Annotated in this window: 11 protein-coding genes; 1 reads left to right on the top strand and 10 read right to left on the bottom strand. The window is 71.0% G+C overall.

Annotated elements, in window-relative coordinates; all coding sequences use genetic code 11:
• From HUK68_RS17560 to HUK68_RS17570, 3 genes are all read right to left on the bottom strand, one after another.
• Positions 1 to 852: a PhaM family polyhydroxyalkanoate granule multifunctional regulatory protein gene (locus HUK68_RS17560; RefSeq protein ID WP_175505349.1), complete on the bottom strand. Its 852-nt coding sequence runs from the start codon at positions 850 to 852 to the stop codon at positions 1 to 3.
• A gap of 101 nt (positions 853 to 953) precedes the next feature.
• Positions 954 to 1,454 carry a copper chaperone PCu(A)C gene (locus HUK68_RS17565; protein ID WP_175505350.1) on the bottom strand — a complete coding sequence of 167 codons (501 nt, stop codon included), beginning with the start codon at positions 1,452 to 1,454 and terminating at the stop codon, positions 954 to 956.
• Between the two features lie 89 nt (positions 1,455 to 1,543).
• Positions 1,544 to 1,927, bottom strand: a complete 384-nt coding sequence (locus HUK68_RS17570) for a hypothetical protein (protein ID WP_175505351.1) — start codon at positions 1,925 to 1,927, stop codon at positions 1,544 to 1,546.
• Positions 1,928 to 2,052: 125 nt separating this feature from the next.
• Between HUK68_RS17570 and HUK68_RS17575 the strand changes: the two genes are divergently transcribed.
• The gene (locus HUK68_RS17575) at positions 2,053 to 2,700 is read left to right on the top strand and encodes a glutathione S-transferase family protein (protein WP_175505352.1); all 648 of its coding nucleotides are present in this window, start codon (positions 2,053 to 2,055) and stop codon (positions 2,698 to 2,700) included.
• A gap of 82 nt (positions 2,701 to 2,782) precedes the next feature.
• On the opposite strand, the gene recD is transcribed toward HUK68_RS17575, so the two are convergent.
• From recD to HUK68_RS17610, 7 genes are all read right to left on the bottom strand, one after another.
• A complete protein-coding gene (recD, locus tag HUK68_RS17580; RefSeq protein ID WP_175505353.1) occupies positions 2,783 to 4,891 on the bottom strand; it encodes an exodeoxyribonuclease V subunit alpha in 2,109 nt (702 codons plus the stop codon).
• A complete protein-coding gene (gene recB / locus HUK68_RS17585) occupies positions 4,888 to 8,586 on the bottom strand; it encodes an exodeoxyribonuclease V subunit beta (RefSeq protein ID WP_175505354.1) in 3,699 nt (1,232 codons plus the stop codon). Before recB ends, recD begins: the two co-directional genes overlap by 4 nt.
• Positions 8,583 to 12,146 (bottom strand): exodeoxyribonuclease V subunit gamma, encoded by a 3,564-nt coding sequence (gene recC, locus HUK68_RS17590; RefSeq protein WP_175505355.1) that lies wholly within the window; start codon positions 12,144 to 12,146, stop codon positions 8,583 to 8,585. The genes recB and recC overlap by 4 nt, the downstream gene beginning before the upstream one ends.
• A gap of 241 nt (positions 12,147 to 12,387) precedes the next feature.
• Positions 12,388 to 13,353 carry a tripartite tricarboxylate transporter substrate binding protein gene (locus tag HUK68_RS17595; RefSeq protein ID WP_175505356.1) on the bottom strand — a complete coding sequence of 322 codons (966 nt, stop codon included), beginning with the start codon at positions 13,351 to 13,353 and terminating at the stop codon, positions 12,388 to 12,390.
• Between the two features lie 62 nt (positions 13,354 to 13,415).
• Positions 13,416 to 14,171, bottom strand: a complete 756-nt coding sequence (locus HUK68_RS17600) for an SDR family NAD(P)-dependent oxidoreductase (RefSeq protein WP_175505357.1) — start codon at positions 14,169 to 14,171, stop codon at positions 13,416 to 13,418.
• 13 nt (positions 14,172 to 14,184) lie between these two features.
• On the bottom strand, positions 14,185 to 14,970 hold the full coding sequence (locus tag HUK68_RS17605) for a flavin reductase family protein (RefSeq protein ID WP_175505358.1): 786 nt from the start codon (positions 14,968 to 14,970) through the stop codon (positions 14,185 to 14,187).
• Positions 14,971 to 14,980: 10 nt separating this feature from the next.
• Complete coding sequence (locus HUK68_RS17610; RefSeq protein WP_175505359.1) at positions 14,981 to 16,051, bottom strand: LLM class flavin-dependent oxidoreductase; 1,071 nt, start codon at positions 16,049 to 16,051, stop codon at positions 14,981 to 14,983.
• Between the last annotated feature and the right edge of the window lie 74 nt (positions 16,052 to 16,125).

Here is a 16,125-nt window from a genome sequence, read left to right on the forward strand (position 1 = left end):
TCAGGACGGCCGGCGCGGCGCCTTGCGCGCGGCTGCGGGCTTGGGCGCGGCCGGCTCAGGCGCTACCGGCTGAGGCGCGGCCGGCTCAGGCGCTGCCGGCTGAGGCGCGGCCGGCTGAGGCGCGGCCGGCTCAGGTGTGGCCGGCTGAGGCGGCTCGGCAGGCGCCTGCGCCTTGGCCAGATCGGCCGCGGACTGCATGGCGTTGCGCGCGAAATCGCTGGCCATCTGCGTGCCGGCGGCCATGGCCTTCTGGTGCGCAGGGTCCTGCATGGCCTGGGAGGCGATCTGCTGGAACTGCTGGGTCAGCGCGCCCCACCATTGCAGCGGATCGACGGCGCCCATGCCCGGGCCCGCCGGCGGTGCGGATGCGTCCGTGTCGGCGCCGGCCGCAGCCGCCTCAGGCGCCGCCGCCGGGGGCGGCGATGCGGGCGCGGGAGAAGCCGCGGCAGGCGCAGCAGCACCGGCTTCGGGCATCTTGAAAGGCGAGGCCTTGGCCCATTCGCCCAGCCCGCCCTGCATGCTCTGCAGCGCCGCCAGCGTCATCTTCTGCACTTCGAGCGCCTGGATGGTGGCCGTGAGCGCGCGGCCGTTCTGCTCGATCCAGAACTGCACGGCCCGCAGTTCCTGGATGCGCTTGTCGATGTCCTCGATGCTGACCGTGGGCGCGATCCATTGGGACATGCCGGGGAAGGGGGACTGGGCGCCCAGGCCGGCACCGCCGGGCAAAGCCCCGGGTGCCGCAGCACCAACTGCCGCAGCCCCGGCTGCCGCTTGGCTCATGCCTTGCAGGAACTCGAAGCCGGGAATGAATCTGCCAAAGCCGAAAGGATCGGTACCGCCGGAATTGCTCATTGCCTACCTCTCTGGAGAAATGGAGGACCTCATGCGGCAACCCCGACCAGGGCCGCGCCACCGTTTCTACTGTACCAGCGGCGGCGCGGCCTGCGCAGGCCTCAGTGCGCGTGGCCGCGGGCGTGGGCGGGCGCGGGCGTCGCGCCAGCCGGCGCCGAGGTCGCGACCGGCACCTTCAGATGCAGCAGCGAAGGCTCGTCCTTGGCGTTGCGGAACTCCAGCGTCATCAGCACCTCGCTGCCCTTGGGCAGCGGCGCCTTGAGCTGCTGCAGCATCAGATGGTGGCCGCCCGACTTGAGCTCGACGGTCTTGCCCGCGGGCAACGGCAGCGCCTTGATGGCGCGCATGCGCATCACGTCGCCTTCCATCTTCATTTCATGCAGTTCGGCAACGCCGGCCGCGGGCGAGCGCACGCCGACCAGCGTCAGCGGCTCCTTCGCCTTGAGGCGCATGAAACCGCCCGTGCCCTGCTGGCCGGGCACGGTGGCGCGGATCCAGGCGCCCTCGACTTCCACCGGCGCGGCATCGGTATGGGCAAAGGCGTTACCGGCAAACAGCGCGGCGGCAACGAGGAAGGGGGAAATCCATTGGTTCTTGGTCATGGGAATGCTTCTGTCCCCTGCGGGGACGCTCGGTGTGATGGGTGGGTTGCAAGCGGAGCCGGCGCCATCCGCGAAAAGGCCGGAAGTCATCACACGCGAGGCGGCCCGCGCGCGGGCGGCGGGCAGGCCGAGGGCAGCGGTGTCCAGGCCCTGGCCCGCAGCCGGCGCGGCTGGGCGGCGTGCGCGGCATCCGCCAGCTCCGCGCGCGCGCCCGCTGGCGGCGCAGCCAGCTGCGGCAGGCACAGCGGGCAATCGAGGCCATGCAGCGCCTGCGCCAGGCCGTCGGCATCGGGCCCCAGGCGCAAGCTGCCCTGGCCCGAACCGGAGCACACGGCTTCGAGGCCGCGCGCCTGCGCCCAGGGCGTGAACAGCCCGGCAACCAGCACCAGCAGCCAGCCGGCCAGCGTGGCGCGCGCGAGCCACGCCTGCCGCGCGGGCAGCAACGCTGGAGAGGAGGAGCGCAGCCAGGACATGCGCGCATTGTAGGCGGCGTCATCTGCGGGACGCCGGGCCGGCGCGCGCGCGCATAGCATGGCGGCCAACCCCTGCGACGGCGGCACTGCCGTTGCCCACCCGCCCCCACGCACAAGGATTTCCCATGCTCAAGCTCTGTGGTTTCTCGGCCAGCAACTACTACAACAAGGTCAAGCTCGCGCTGCTGGAGAAAGGCGTGGCCTTCGAGGAGGAGCTGGCCTGGCTCGGCGAGACCGATGCCGCGGCCTCGCCGCTGGGCAAGGTGCCCTATCTGCGCACAGAACATGGCGCGCTCAGCGAGTCGCAAGTGATGCTCGAGTACATCGAGGACGCTTTTCCCGCGCAGCCGCTGCTGCCCAAGGAGCCGTTTGCCGCGGCCAAGGTGCGCGAGCTGTGCCTCTACCTCGACCTGCACCTGGAACTGGTGGCGCGCAATCTCTATCCGCAGGCGTTCTTCGGCGGCAAGGTCAGCGACGGCGTGCGCGAGCGCAGCCTGGCCCAGCTCGACAAGAGCGCGCAGGCGCTGGGGCAGCTCGCGCGCTGGAGCCCGTTCATTGCGGGCGAAGCGTTCACGCTGGCCGACTGCTGCGCCATCGTGCACCTGCCGCTGATCAGCGCAGCGAGCAAGCTCGTGGGCGGCCGCGATGTGCTGGCCGAGCTGCCGGTGCGCGACTATCTGGCGCGCATGGGCACGCGGCCCAGCGTGCAGCGCGTGCAGGCGGACCGCAAGGAGAATACGGCGGTGATGCTGGCGCGGGTGAAGGGGCAGTAGGCTGATCTGGAGGCCAGGCCGTCCATCCTTCGATCCTTCGACAAGCTCAGGACCAGGAAGAACGGTTGCTCCATGACGCAGTTCAATCCACCCAGGGCGCGAGTTCGTCGGGAGCCGCCGAACCCGGCGCTTCGCGGGCCTGCCCGGCCTGCTGCTCCAGAAACCCCAGCAGCCCGCTGACGCGCTGCGTCGGGCTGTGGATGGCCGAAGCCAGCAGGCCCGGCGCCTGGGACATCAGCGTGAAAGCCTGGCGCGCGCGCGTGATGCCGGTGTAGACCAGCTCGCGCCCCAGCACGCTGCCCGCATGGGCCGACAGCACCAGCGCCGTGTGCTCGAATTCCGAGCCCTGGCTCTTGTGCACCGTCATCGCAAACGCGGTCTCGACATGCGCCAGGCGGCTCACGCCCACGGCGCGCAGCGCGGGGCCGTCCATGAAGTAGACGCGCAGGCCGCTGCCCGCCATGGCGCCCGGCAGCGCCACGCCGATGTCGCCGTTGTAGACGCCCAGCGCCGCGTCGTTGCGCGTGACCATGACCGGGCGGCCCGCATACCATTCGCCGCGCGGCGCGATCGCGCCCTGCTCCGCCAGCGCCTTTTCAATGGCGCGGTTGAGCCCGGCCACGCCCCAGTCACCCTCGCGCACCGCGCACAGCAGCCGGAAGCGCTCGAAGGCCGTGAGCACGCTGCGCACCCACGCGGTGTGCGCCTCGGCCGCCATGGTCAGCGCCGGGCGCGCGGCCAGCGCCTGCACGAAGGCCTGGTAGTTGACCGCAGCCTGGCCGCGCGCCACGGCCAGCTGGCACACGGCCTGCGGCGGCGCGCCTTCGCGCATGTGCAGCACGCCGCCTTCGGCGGCCCGCAGCAGCGCCAGCGCACGCGCGCTGTCGCCGGTGTTCACGGCTTGGGCCAGTTGGCCGATCGGGCCGCCAAAGCGCCGGCTCTCGCGCAGCATCACGGTCTGCTGGGCCAGCGGCAAGGCGCTGCCCGCGTCGGCGAGACAGGCCGCGGGCAGCGGCTGGCCGGCCGCGGCCAGCGCATAGGCGGCGGTGGCGGACGTGTAATGGCCGGCCTCGGCGCTGCGGCACAGGTCGCCCAGCACCGCGCCGGCCTCGACCGAAGCCAGCTGGTCCTTGTCGCCCAGGAACACCACGCGCGCCGCCGGCGGCAGCGCGTCGAGCAGCGCGGCCATCATCTCGAGGTGGATCATCGAGGCTTCGTCGACGATCAGCACGTCGACATCGAGCGGCTGGCCATGGTGGAACGCAAACGCGCGCGTATCGGGGCGCGCGCCGAGCAGCGAGTGCAGGGTGCGCGCCGCGCCCACGCGCTGCACCAGCGCCTCGAGATCGAGCAGTCCTCCCAGGCTGGAATCGAGCTGCTTGAGCGAGGCGTCGATGGACTGCTTGAGCCGCGCCGCGGCCTTGCCGGTGGGCGCGGCCAGCGCCACGCGCAGCCGCTCGGGTTCGGGCGCGGTGGCAAACAGCAGCGCCAGCAGGCGCGCCACCGTATAGGTCTTGCCCGTGCCCGGGCCGCCGGTGATCACCGAGAAGCGGCCGCGCAGCGCGATGGCGCAGGCCAGGCGCTGCCAGTCGAAGGCTTCGGGCGTGGGCGCGAACATCCGGTCGAGCCATTGCTTGACTTCGGCCGCCTCGACGGGCACCACGGCCATGCTGCGCTGCGTGATCTGCGCGGCCACCTGGCGCTCGTAGTCCCAGTAGCGGCGCAGATAGAGCAGCGGCGCATGCGCGGGCCCGCCCAGCACCAGCGGCTGGCCCTGGTCGGGCGCGTGGGCGGCGACGCGCAGCAGCGGGCTGCGCGCGAGCGCCTGCTGCCAGCGCGCGAGCGGCCGCGGCAGCCGGGACCAGAGCGCATGGAGTTCTTCCTGCGCCTCGGCGGGCCAGGCCAGCACGGCGTTGGGATCGGCCACCAGCAGCGCCAGCGGCAGGCAGCTGTGGCCGCGGCCCTCCATCTGCACCAGCAGCGCCGTGGCCACCAGCAGCGCCGGCGCGGCCTCGGGATCCTGCGCGGCCACGAAGCGCGCCATCGCGGTATCGAGGTGGCGCAGCAGGCCTTGCTCGCTCCAGCCGCGCAGGATGTCGAGCACCTCGGCCGCGGTGGCCGGCACGGCTTCGGGCGCGCGCGGCGCCAGGTCGGCAAACAGGTCGAGGGTCAGGTCGTCGACGGGTCTCATGGCAGTTCGGCTTCCATCTCGGGGTCGCGCGCATCGAGCAGCGCGCCCAGCGCCTCGAGCAGGGGCAGCGAAGGCGGCACGACATGCATGCCCTGCGCCGGGCCGTCGATGCCGCGCACGAAGAAATACAGCGCGCCGCCCAGCTGCTGGCGCGGGTCGTAGGCATCGCCCAGGCGGCTTTGCAGCAGCCGGTGCAGCGCCAGCAGGTACAGCGCGGCCTGCACGTCATAGCGGTGCGCGGCCATGGCTTCGCACAGCGCGCGCTCGTCATAGGCCGCGGCGTCGCGCCCCAGGTAGTTGGTCTTGTAATCGAGCACCCAGTAGCGGCCTTCATGCGCGAACACCAGGTCGGCAAAGCCCATCAGCATGCCGTGCAGCTGGCGCTCGGGCAGATACGGCCGCGGCACGCCCGCCAGCAGATGCTGCTGGCAAAGACGGTCGATGTCCGGCGCCGGCAGGCGCTGCGCGGGCAGCCAGAATTCCATTTCCGGCAGCCGCTGCTCCAGCGCCGACAGCGGCACGCCCAGCGGCGCCAGCGGGTGGTGGACCACGGCCGCAAGCCACTGCACCAGGTCGGCGGCCTGGGCCGCGCGGCCCGCGCGCTCGCTGCGCTGCAGCAGGCGCTGGGCCAGCGCCCCGCTGCCATCGGCCTCGAGCGCGAAGTCCTCGCCGGCCAGCCATTCGAGTTCGTCGTGGATCCAGTTGCCGATGACCGGGCCTTTCATGAAGCGGTGCCAGACCGCGGCCTTGGCGGGCGCGGCGGGCGCCGCCGCTACCGCCAGGTCCGCGCCGATCGGCCGCTCGTCATCGGCCGGCTGCTCCTGCGGCACGGGGGAAACCGGCAGGCTCGGCGCGGCCAGCGCACGCACCAGCGAGGAGAAGCTGCCAATGCCCCAGCGCCGGTCGAACTGCGCGCCATAGGCCGGCGCATCGAGCAGCGGCGGCGGCGCCGCGCGCGCCTGCAGCAGGCTGCGCGCGGGCGTGCCATGCACCGCCTGCCATTGCAGGCCGGGCTGGCCCGCCACCAGCGCGTCCAGGCGTTCGTGGCAGTCTTCGGGGGTGCACTCCTGCGTGCCGGCCAGCGTATAGCCGGTGGCGCTGCGGTGGTTCAGCGTGGTGCTGGCCTTGCTGCGCGCGGCCTGCAGCATGGGCACGCCCAGCCACAGCGCATGGCGCGCGCGCGTCAGCGCCACGTACAGCAGGCGCAGGTCTTCGCGCAGCCGCTCCGTGTCGGCCAGGGCCAGTTCGGCGTCGTCGTAGTCGAGGCGCAGCACGCGCCCGCCTTCGGGACGGGGCAGGCTCACGAAACGGTCCATGCGCCGGTTGATCTCGCGGTAGCTGCAGGCAAACGGCAGGAACACGACCGGGTATTCGAGCCCCTTGCTCTTGTGCACCGTGACCACCTTGACCAGGTCGGCATCGCTTTCGAGGCGCACGATCTGCTCGTCGCTGTGGCTGCCCTCGCCCGCGCACTGCATGCCCAGCCAGCGGATCAGCGCATGCTCGCCTTCGAGCTGCGCGCTCGCGGTCTGCAGCAGCTCGGCCAGATGCAGGTAGTTGGTCAGCCGGCGCTCGCCGCCGGTCTCCATGAGCCAGCGCGCGGGCAGGTCGAACTGGTGCAGCGTCTGGCGCAGCATCGCCAGCACGCCCTGGCTCTGCCAGACGGCCTGCAGGCCGCGCAACTGGTCGCAGCGCGCGTCGAAGGCCTCGTCGTCGGCCGCGAGCCAGCCCAGCTCATCGAGCGACAGACCAAGCAGCCGCGTCGCCAGGCCGGCGCGCACCGCGCGCGCGTCGCGCGGCGCGGCCACGGCGTTGAGCCACAGCACCAGGTCCTGCGCCTCGCTGCCGGCGAACACCGATTCGTTGTCCGACAGGTAGACCGAGGCCACGCCGCGCGCGCCCAGCTCGCGGCGCACCGAGCGCGCCTCGCTGCCGGTGCGCACCAGCACCGCGATATCGGCCGGGCGCAGCCGTGCCAGCGGCTTGCCCGGCGCGGCAAAGCCGGCTTCAGGGTCGTTGAGCCACTGCACGATCTGCTCGGCACAGCGCGCGGCAAAACCGCGCTGCGCGCGCTTGGCGGTTTGCATGGGGTCGAGTTCGACCTGCAATTGCAGCGCCGGCACGGGGCCGTGGACGTCGCGGAACGCCTCCTTGCGACCCTGGGCGCGCACAGGCTCGAAGGGCAGCGGATTGTCGGCTTCGCCCGGCTTTCGGAACATGAACGCGCCCGCGCCGTCGCGCTGCTCGGCCTGGCCGAACCAGTGGTTGACGGCATCGACCAGCGCCTGCGTGGAGCGGTAGTTGGTATCCAGCACATAGTGGCGCCCGGTCGTGGCATGGCGCGCCTGCAGGTAGCTGTAGATGTCGGCGCCGCGAAAGCCGTAGATCGACTGCTTGGGATCGCCGATCAGCAGCAGCGCCGTCGCCGGGTCGTTGTCCGCCGTGCCGTAGATGCGCTCGAACAACCGGTACTGCAGCGGCGAGGTGTCCTGGAATTCATCGATCAGCGCCACCGGATACTGCGCCTTGATGCGCGCGCACAGCGCCGCGCCGTTCTCTCCGGCCAGCGCACGGTCGAGCCGCTGCAGCAGATCGGCAAAGCCGAACGTGCCCTGCTGGCGCTTGAGCTGCGCGAGCCGTTCCAGCACGCGCGCCGCGGCATGCAGGCGCAGCCGGCTGCCCAGGACCGGAAGCTTCGCCAGATCGGCGAGCAGCTGCTGCAAGGCGGCGAAGCCCGGCGGCAGCGCCACCGATGGCGCGCCCTTCTTGCGCGCTTCCAGCAGCCCGTCGGGGCTGAGCCGGTGGCGCGCGGAATCGGTGAGCGCCAGTTCCACCTGCAGCGGGTCATCGGCCCAGTCGATCACGCTTTGCAGCCAGCCGGTGTAATGGCGCGGCGCGAGCTTGCGCCCGTCCCAGTGCGCGCCCGATTCGGCGAGCTGCGCATCGAGCCAGTCGCGCAGCGCCTGCGCCTGTGCGCCCCAGCCCTGCGCCAGTGTGGTCAGCGCGCCCGCACGCTCGTCTTGCGCGGCCTGCACGCTTTGAGCCAGGGTGCCGGCGCCGGCCTCGGGGTCGACGGGCTGGTCCAGCAGCGTGCGCATGTCCTGCAGCAGCGCGTCCAGCCCGCTCCAGACGCCCAGCACCGTCTCCAGCGCCGCGCCATCGAGGGGATAGCACTGCTGGCGCCAGTAATCCTGCACGGCCTCGCGGCGCAGCTGCTCCTCGTCGGCCGCGAGTTCCTCGTCGAACAGGTTGCCGCTGTCAAATGCATGCTCGCGCAGCATGCGCTGGCACCAGGCATCGATGGTGAACACCGCGGCGTCGTCCATGGCCTCGGCGGCCATCGCCAGGCGCCACGCGGCCTGGGTGCGCGCCTGGCCTTCGGGATGGTCGGCCAGCAGCGCCTGCAGCAGCTGGTCGTGGGCCTCGGGTTCGCGCTCGCCGCGAAAGCACTGCACGGCTTCGGTCAGGCGCGCGCGGATGCGGTCGGAGAGCTCGCGCGTCGCGGCGCGCGTGAAGGTCATGACCAGGATCTCGGCCGGCAGCAGCGCGCGCGGGTGCGCGTTCGCGCCGCCATGGCCCAGCACCAGGCGCAGGTAGAGCGCGGCAATGGTCCAGGTCTTGCCCGTGCCCGCGCTGGCTTCGATCAGGCGGCTGCCCCACAGCGGGAAGTCGCGCGCATTCAATACATGGCTCATGCCGGCTCCAGCGTCGAGGGGTAGATCACCGGCGCCAGCGCATCCGGCTCCAGCACCTGCACCTGCGTGGCCACCCAGGCCAGCAGCGGCGCGTGCACGGCCTCGGCCAGCAGCGCAAAGCGCCCGTCTTCGCACAAGGCGTCGAAGTCGGGATAGATGCGCGCCCAGCAGGCATCGGCGACCTCGCCCGCATCGGCGAAGCCGTCGCCTTCGTAGACCGCCTCGGCGCGCGCGAGATCGTTGTCCACGGCGGCCGCGGCGGCCAGCGCGGTCTTGAGCGGCAGCGGCAGCGGACTGTCCTGGCCCGCCTGCCACACCTGCAGCAGCGTCTGCAGCTGCGCCAGCGCCTCGCCAGGCGGCATGGGCGCGAGCGCGAGCGTGGTGTCGCGCGCCACGACGATGCCCTGCACCGCCACGCCGCAGGCCGCGGCCACCAGGCTGCGCAGATAGGGCAGCAGCACCGCGCCCGGCCGCACCTCGCCGCGCGGGCCCAGCAGCGCGCGCGCCTGCAGCTCGATCCAGGCCGGCACGGCGTCGCCATCGCGGTCGGGCACGCGCAGGTCCTCGAGCCAGTCCTCGAACACCAGGCCGTCCTGCGCGAGATGCAGGCGCTGGCGCTGCAGCGGCCGGTCGAAGCGATGGCGGTGCGCGAGCCACGACTGCAGCGAGGGCAGCACCGCTTCCTGCAGTTCGGCACGCTTGCGCGCGCCCAGGCCGGCCAGCGGCAGCGTGCCTGCGCGCTCGATGCGCGCCAGCTGAGCGGCCACGCGCTGCGCCAGCGGCAGGCCCGCGGCCGAGCGCGGCGCGGCTTCGATCTCGGCCACGACCCGGGCCTGCAACTGCTCGATCACGCCATACCCGGCGAGGCCCTGCAGGCCAAAGGCTTCCTCGTCGAGTTTCAATTCGGCCTCCTGGTCGAAGCGCACGTTCAGCCGCTGGCGGAAGAAGGCCTGCGCCGGATGGCGCACGAAGCGGTGCAGCTGCGCCAGCGTCAGCGGCACCGCGATATCGGGCACGAAAGGCGCGAGCGCCGGCACCTGCGCCGCCGCCTCGCCGGCGCCGGCCAGATACGCGGCGCGCCATTCGCGCGCATAGGTGTGCAGCGGCGAGCCGGGCGTGAAATAGCGCCGGCTGAAGGGCTGCAGCGGGTGCTGGAAGCTGCGCTGCGCGAGCAGGCTGCCCTCTTCGCCGCCCTCCTCGCCGCCTTCGCCACGCCAGCCCGCGGCCAGGTAATCGCGCAGCTGCGAGACCAGCACCGAGGGCGGCTGCTCGCTGTTGTCGCGCACGCTGCGCCCGGCCCAGCTGATGTAGAGCATGCGCCGCGCCGACAGCAGCGCCTCGAGCATCAGCTGGCGGTCGTCGTCGCGGCGCGCGCGGTCGCCGGCGCGCAGCAGGCCCGGCAGCGCCATCAGGTCGAAATCGCTGCGCAGCGCGCGGCGCGGGTAATCGCCATCGTTCATGCCCAGCAGGCAGACGACCTCGAACGGAATCGCGCGCATCGGCATCAGCGTGCAGAAGGTCACGCCGCCGGCGCGAAAACGCGTGTCGACCGACGGTTGCTGCACGATGTCGAGCCAGGCCTGCTGGGCCACGACCAGCTCGACGTCATCGTCGAAGCCGCCCAGCTCGCAGACCTCGAGCCAGCACGACAGCGCGTTGTCGAGCGCGGCCAGCAGCGCGCGGTCGCTGTCGGTCTCGGCGGCGAAGAAATCGGCCAGCAGCTGGCGAAAGCGCTTCGCCCAGCATGCGGGATCGCAGGCGTCGCCGGCCAGTGCCCACCAGTCGAGCAGGCGTTCGAGCAGCGTGGCCAGCTGGCCCGCAAGCTCGGCGCTGAGGCCGCCGACTTCGGCGTAGGGCTCGATCTGCGCCAGGCCCGCGGCTTCGCCCTGCGCGCCGCCCTCCCACGCGCCGCTGCCGCTGGCAAAGCCCAGCAGCATGCGGTGCAGGCCGAACCAGGCGCTGTTCTGCTCGCCGCAGGCCTCGAGCCCGAGCGCGCCGCGCTGCTCGGCGTTGAGCCCCCAGCGAATGCCCGCGCCGGCCATCCAGGCGCTGAGCTGCGGCAGGTCCTCGGCCTTGAGGCCGAAGCGCGCGGCCACCGCGGGCACATCAAGCAGGTCGCGCAGCTCGCTCAGGCGGCAGCGCTGGCGCGGCAGGCGCAGCAGCCACTGCAGCGCGGCGACCAGCGGGTTGTTGTCGCTCGCGCTCAGGTCGGCAATGTCAAACGGAATATGCCGCGCGTCGAAGCGGCCGTACTGGCCGAACACCGCGCGAATCGATGCCGCCACGCCCTCGATGGCCGGCACCATCACCACCACATCGCGCGGCTGCAGCGCCCGGCCGCCGGGCGGCGCGGCCTCGGCCAGCAGCGCCAGCAGCTGGTCGTGCAGCACCTCGAGCTCGCGCACCATGCTGTGCGCGCAGTGGAACACGATGGAACGGTCGCTGCGCGGCACCTCGGCCTGCGCATGCTCGGCCAGCGGCACCATGTCGCGGATCGCCTGCTGCACCTGGGCCAGCAGCGGCGCCCCGGGGTCGACCTCCTCGTCGAAGATATCGATGCGCGGCAGTTCGGCGGCAAGGCCTTCGGGCAGCACCGTCTCGAACGCATCGAGCTGGCGCACATAGTCGCGCGCCTGCCGGCCCCACGCCGACAGCAGCGGGTGCGCATGCGCGTGCATCATTTCCAGCGGCAGCGCGGCCAGGTCGCGGCCGTCCTTGAGCGGTTGGCGCCGGCGCTGCATGCGCAGCAGCTCGCGGCCATCGATGGCATCGGCCCAGTGGAAGCGGCAGGGGTTGGGCACGGCCAGCAGGATCTGGCTGTGGCGCGCCATCGCCGACAGCGTCTGCAGCATCGACAGCGGCAGATGGCTCATGCCGAACAGCACCACGCGGCGCGCGATCGGACGCGCCAGCGGCGCGGTGCTTTCGAGCGCGGCAATCACCTGGCGATGCAGTTCGGGGCGGGTCGTCGCGCGCTCGGCGTCGCTCAGGCCCGCAAGGATGCAGCGCCACAGCCGCGGCTGCCACCGCTGCTCCTCGGGCACGGGCAGCGCCGGCTTGCCCGGCGTGGCCAGCACGTCGCGCTCGGCGGCCCAGTCCTCGAGCCAGTCGGGGCGGTAGATCTGGTACTGGTCGAAAAGATCGGCGAGGCGTTCGGACAACTGCAGCAGCCGTTCGGCGTCACCCGGCGCCAGAAAGCCGGCGATGGCCTCGTACCCGCCCTGCGCCGCGCATTCGGGCAGCTGGCGCATCAGCCGCCAGGTCAGCGCGGTCTTGTCCAGCGGCGACTGGCGCGGCACGGCCGCCGCGCCCAGCACCTGGCGGTAGCTGCGCCACAGGAAGCGCGCCGGCAGTTCGACGCGCGCCGCGGCGCACACGCCCAGCGCCTCGGCCATGCCCATCTTGAACCACTCGGCCATGCCGTTGCTCTGCACCAGCACCACCTCCTGCTCCAGCGGCGCCAGCGGGTGCGCGCGCAGCCACGAGAACACCGTCTCGGCCAGGGTTTCGGTGCGGTTGCCATGCAGGGCAATCAGCCCGGGCTGCAGTGTCGATGCCAACGTCTTTTCCTTGGGAAGGGGCGTCAGCAGGGGGCTGCGCCAGACGACAAGCTTAACGCGGCGGGGGCATCGGCTCAGGGCGTTGGCTTTTTCCTAGGACAGGCCGTTCATGGTTCGACGCGGCCGGCGAGGCAAGCTCACCACGAACGGGTAACTGATCGTTCGCCCTGATCCTGAGCTTGTCGAAGGATCGAAGGGTGGACGGCCTGCTTTCATGGCAGGAAGCACGCCCAAAGACGGACTAGTTGATATCAATCCTCGCCCCCTGCTTGATCAGATTGCGCAGCTTCTCGGTCTCCTGCGCGAGAAACTTGCCGAAGGCTTCGGGCGTGGACGTGGAAACCTGCATGCCGGTCTTGGCGATCTGCGCCTTGAGTTCGGGGTCCTTGAGGACTTCGCGCAGGTCGGCGTTGATCTTCGCCACGATGTCGTGGGGCACGCCCGCGGGTGCGAGCAGGCCGAACCAGCTGCCGGCGACGAAGTCCATGCCCAGTTCCTTGAACGTGGGCATTTCGGGTGCATCGGGGTGGCGCTGGGGCGCGGCGATCGCGACCGCGGTGACCGCGCCGCGCTGCACCTGCGGGTACGACGACATGCCGTCGAACATGCCATCGAACACGCCCGCCGTGAGATCGACCATCGCCGGACCCTGGCCCTTGTAGGGCACATGGGTGAACGGAATGCCGGCCTTTTGCGCGAAGAGTTCAGCGCCGATATGCGGACTGGAGCCCGGGCCCGACGAGCCCAGCGTGAGCCCGCCTTGCGCCGACCGCGACCTGGCCAGCGCAATCAGCTCGTTCAGCGACTTGCCCTTGAGCTTGTTGTTGACCAGCAGGATGTTGTGCGTCGAGCCCAGCAGCGCCACCGGCCTGAACGCCGATGGCGCATACGGCAGGTTCTTGCGCAGCTCGGGGTTGGAGGTGAAGGCATAGCTGGTGAACAGCAGCGTGTAGCCGTCGGCGGGCGCGCGGCTCACATATTGCGTGCCGATGATGGTGCCCGCGCCGACGCGGTTCTCGACGATCACCGGCTGGCCCCACAGCGCGCCGAGCTTCAAGCCGGTGACGCGCGCGAACAGGTCGGTCACGCCGCCAACCGAGAACGGCACGACGATGGTCACGGGACGCTTGGGAAAGATTTCCTGCGCCTGCAGCGGTGCGGCGACGGCCAGCGCGGCCGCGATGCCGAGGATCTTGAAAGGGTGCATGTTGTCTCCGGTGCTTGTTGTTTTGCGCTGTCTGCGGCACGCCCTTGAAGCCGATGTCTGGACTACATGACCTCTCCGCCGTTCGGCCCGAGGACCTGGCCGGTCATGTAGTCGGCGTCCGGCGAGGCAAGAAACGCCACCACCGAGGCAATCTCTGCGGGCTGGGCGCGGCGCGCCAGCGGCACGCGCAGCTGCACTTCCCGGGCGTATTCGGGGTTGGCGCTCAACTCCGCGCTCATCGGCGTCTGCACGCGGCCGGGCGCGACGGCATTGACCAGGATGTTCCACTCGGCGAACTCGCGCGCCCAGGCCCGCGTCAGGCTGATGATCGCGCCCTTGGCCGCGGCATAGGCGCTGACGTTGCGGTGCGTGCCATAGGCGGTGATCGACGCGGTGTTGATGATGCGGCCGCCGCGCCGCTGCTTCATGCCGGGCAGCACGGCCTGGGTGCAGAGCATCGCGCCCTTCACCGTCACGGCCAGCATCGCGTCGATGGCGGCTTCGTCGATGTCCTCCAGCGGCTTCATGCCGCCCGGAATGCCGGCGTTGTTGACCAGGATGTCGACGGCGCCAAGCTGCTGCTGCGCGGCCGCGAAGGCCTGCGCCACGCTCGCGCTGCGCGCGACATCGGCAATGCAGGCCAGCGCCTGGCCGCCCGCGGCGCGCACGCGCGCCACGGTCTCCTGCGCGCCGTCTTCATGCAGGTCGTTGACGATCACCGCCGCGCCGCGCGCGGCCAGCAGTTCGCAGTGGGCGCGGCCGATGCCCGAGCCCGCGCCCGTGACCAGCGCGATCTTTCCCGCCAGAGGTGTGTACATGGTGGGCTCCGGTTCAAGCCGCGATGCGGTGCGTGGCGGCATTGAAATGCACCACCGGATTCGACGGGCTGTGGCGCGAGCGCCGCACCTTGCCGACCACCAGTACGTGCGTGCCCAGCGTCTGCGTCCAGACCACGTCGCACTCCATGCTGGCCAGCGCATCGGACAGCACCGGCGCCTGGCCGCTTTCGCTGCACCAGCGCTCGTCCGAGAAGCGCGCCAGGCCCTGGGGCGCCTGCAGGAACTGCGCCATCACCGCGTCATGTCCCTCGCCCAGCACATTGGCGACGAAGCGGCCGCTTTCCAGCAGCGGCGCGGTGAACGACGACTGGCGGTGCGCGAAGAAGCCGATCATCGGCGGCTCGGCGCAGACCGCGGTGAGGCTCGAGACGATCATGCCCGCGACCTTGTCGCCCTGCCCGGTGCTCACCGCGCAGATGCCGGCCGGCAGCGCGCGCAGCGCGGTCTTGAACTCGTCGATCGAGACCACGTCCTCCTGGCCCGCATGGCTGATGTGGGCGCGCACCTGGCCCGCGTCGTCGACCCAGCCGCTGCGCTGGGCGTAGTCCAGCATGCGCGCAAAGCCCTCTTCCCATTCGGGCTCGCCCGCATGGCCGCTGACGAAGCGCAGCACCGAGGGCGCGATGCGCACGTGGGTGGCGCTCTCACGCCGGCCGATGCGGTGGATGGCCCGCTCCACCGCCTCGGGCGGCTGCGGGTCGATCAGCACCTCGAGCCGCTTGAAGTCCATGGGCTCGCGCAGGGACAGGGTCCCGGAATCGGACAGATGAAAGCGCATGTCGGTCTCCTTACGCGGCCGCGGCCACGCTGAGTTCGCCCACTTCCTTGCGGATCGCGGGAATGATGCGTTCGCCCCAGAGTTCGATCTGGCGCAGCATGGTTTTCTGGTCGAAATCGCCGAGCTGGGTCTGCAGCGCGATGTGCTTGGGGCGCAGGATGCTGATTTCCTCGAGCATCTTGTCGATCACCTCATTGACCGAGCCCACGGGCAGGTTGGCGCGCATCTGGTCGAAGCTCAGGTCGGTGGGCGACGGCACTTCCTGCACCATGTAGCCGTCCTCGCTTTGCGCGCGGCGGAACTTGAGGCTCTCGGAGATGCGGCGCTGGAAGCGCGCGTTGTCGAGGTAGGCATCGACTTCGGCGCGGTTGTCGGAGGCATAGGCGCAGCGCAGGAAACCGAACTTGACGTCGCGGTCGAGGTCCTTGCCGTTGTCTTCGGCCACCTTGTCGAGGCGCGCGCGCAGGTTGGCGATGGCGTCGGTGCCGTTGAGCAGCGCGGTGACGAACAGGTTGTGGTTCTCGCGCACGCCGCGGCCCAGCACCGTGGGGTTGCCCGAGGTGACCCACAGCGGCGGCATGGGGTCCTGCACGCAGCGCACCGCGATCGAGCTGGGCGGCACGTCGAGGTGCTTGCCGTGGTATTCGAAGATGCGCTCGCCCAGGCCCTTGGGGATGATGTCGAGGAACTCGTTGAAGATCTCGCCCGATTCCTCGATCTTGACGCCGAAGCGCTCGAACTCGAACTCCTGGTAGCCCGAGCCCACGCCCAGGTCCAGCCGGCCGTTGGAGACGGTGTCGACGAAGCCGACTTCGGCCAGGAAGCGCGCGGGGTGGTACAGCGGCAGGATGCACACGGCCGTGCCCAGGCGGATGCGGCTGGTCTTGGCGGCGACATGCGCGACCATCATCAGCGGCGAGGGCGACAGCGAGTAGTTGTTGAAGTGGTGTTCGGCGTACCAGGCGCTGTGGAAGCCGGCCTGCTCGGCGACCACGGTCTGTTCAATCGAGTTCTGGATCACCTGCTGCGAACTCTGGTGATAACCACGTTGCTGAGCGAGGATAAATACGCCGAATTCCATGGTGTTGCTTCCTTGTTTTGATAGGTGTGAATCGTTAAATGATTCTAGGAAGCCATCGCGCCGGCTGGAATGCA

This window comes from Comamonas antarctica (genome assembly GCF_013363755.1).
GTDB lineage: Bacteria > Pseudomonadota > Gammaproteobacteria > Burkholderiales > Burkholderiaceae_C > Comamonas > Comamonas antarctica.

Excerpts from the sequence above, each read along its gene's own strand:
- HUK68_RS17560 (WP_175505349.1), bottom strand. The coding sequence starts at position 852 with ATGAGCAATTCCGGCGGTACCGATCCTTTCGGCTTTGGCAGATTCATT.
- HUK68_RS17565 (WP_175505350.1), bottom strand. The coding sequence starts at position 1,454 with ATGACCAAGAACCAATGGATTTCCCCCTTCCTCGTTGCCGCCGCGCTG.
- HUK68_RS17570 (WP_175505351.1), bottom strand. The coding sequence starts at position 1,927 with ATGTCCTGGCTGCGCTCCTCCTCTCCAGCGTTGCTGCCCGCGCGGCAG.
- HUK68_RS17575 (WP_175505352.1), top strand. The coding sequence starts at position 2,053 with ATGCTCAAGCTCTGTGGTTTCTCGGCCAGCAACTACTACAACAAGGTC.
- recD (WP_175505353.1), bottom strand. The coding sequence starts at position 4,891 with ATGAGACCCGTCGACGACCTGACCCTCGACCTGTTTGCCGACCTGGCG.
- recB (WP_175505354.1), bottom strand. The coding sequence starts at position 8,586 with ATGAGCCATGTATTGAATGCGCGCGACTTCCCGCTGTGGGGCAGCCGC.
- HUK68_RS17595 (WP_175505356.1), bottom strand. The coding sequence starts at position 13,353 with ATGCACCCTTTCAAGATCCTCGGCATCGCGGCCGCGCTGGCCGTCGCC.
- HUK68_RS17600 (WP_175505357.1), bottom strand. The coding sequence starts at position 14,171 with ATGTACACACCTCTGGCGGGAAAGATCGCGCTGGTCACGGGCGCGGGC.
- HUK68_RS17605 (WP_175505358.1), bottom strand. The coding sequence starts at position 14,970 with ATGCGCTTTCATCTGTCCGATTCCGGGACCCTGTCCCTGCGCGAGCCC.
- HUK68_RS17610 (WP_175505359.1), bottom strand. The coding sequence starts at position 16,051 with ATGGAATTCGGCGTATTTATCCTCGCTCAGCAACGTGGTTATCACCAG.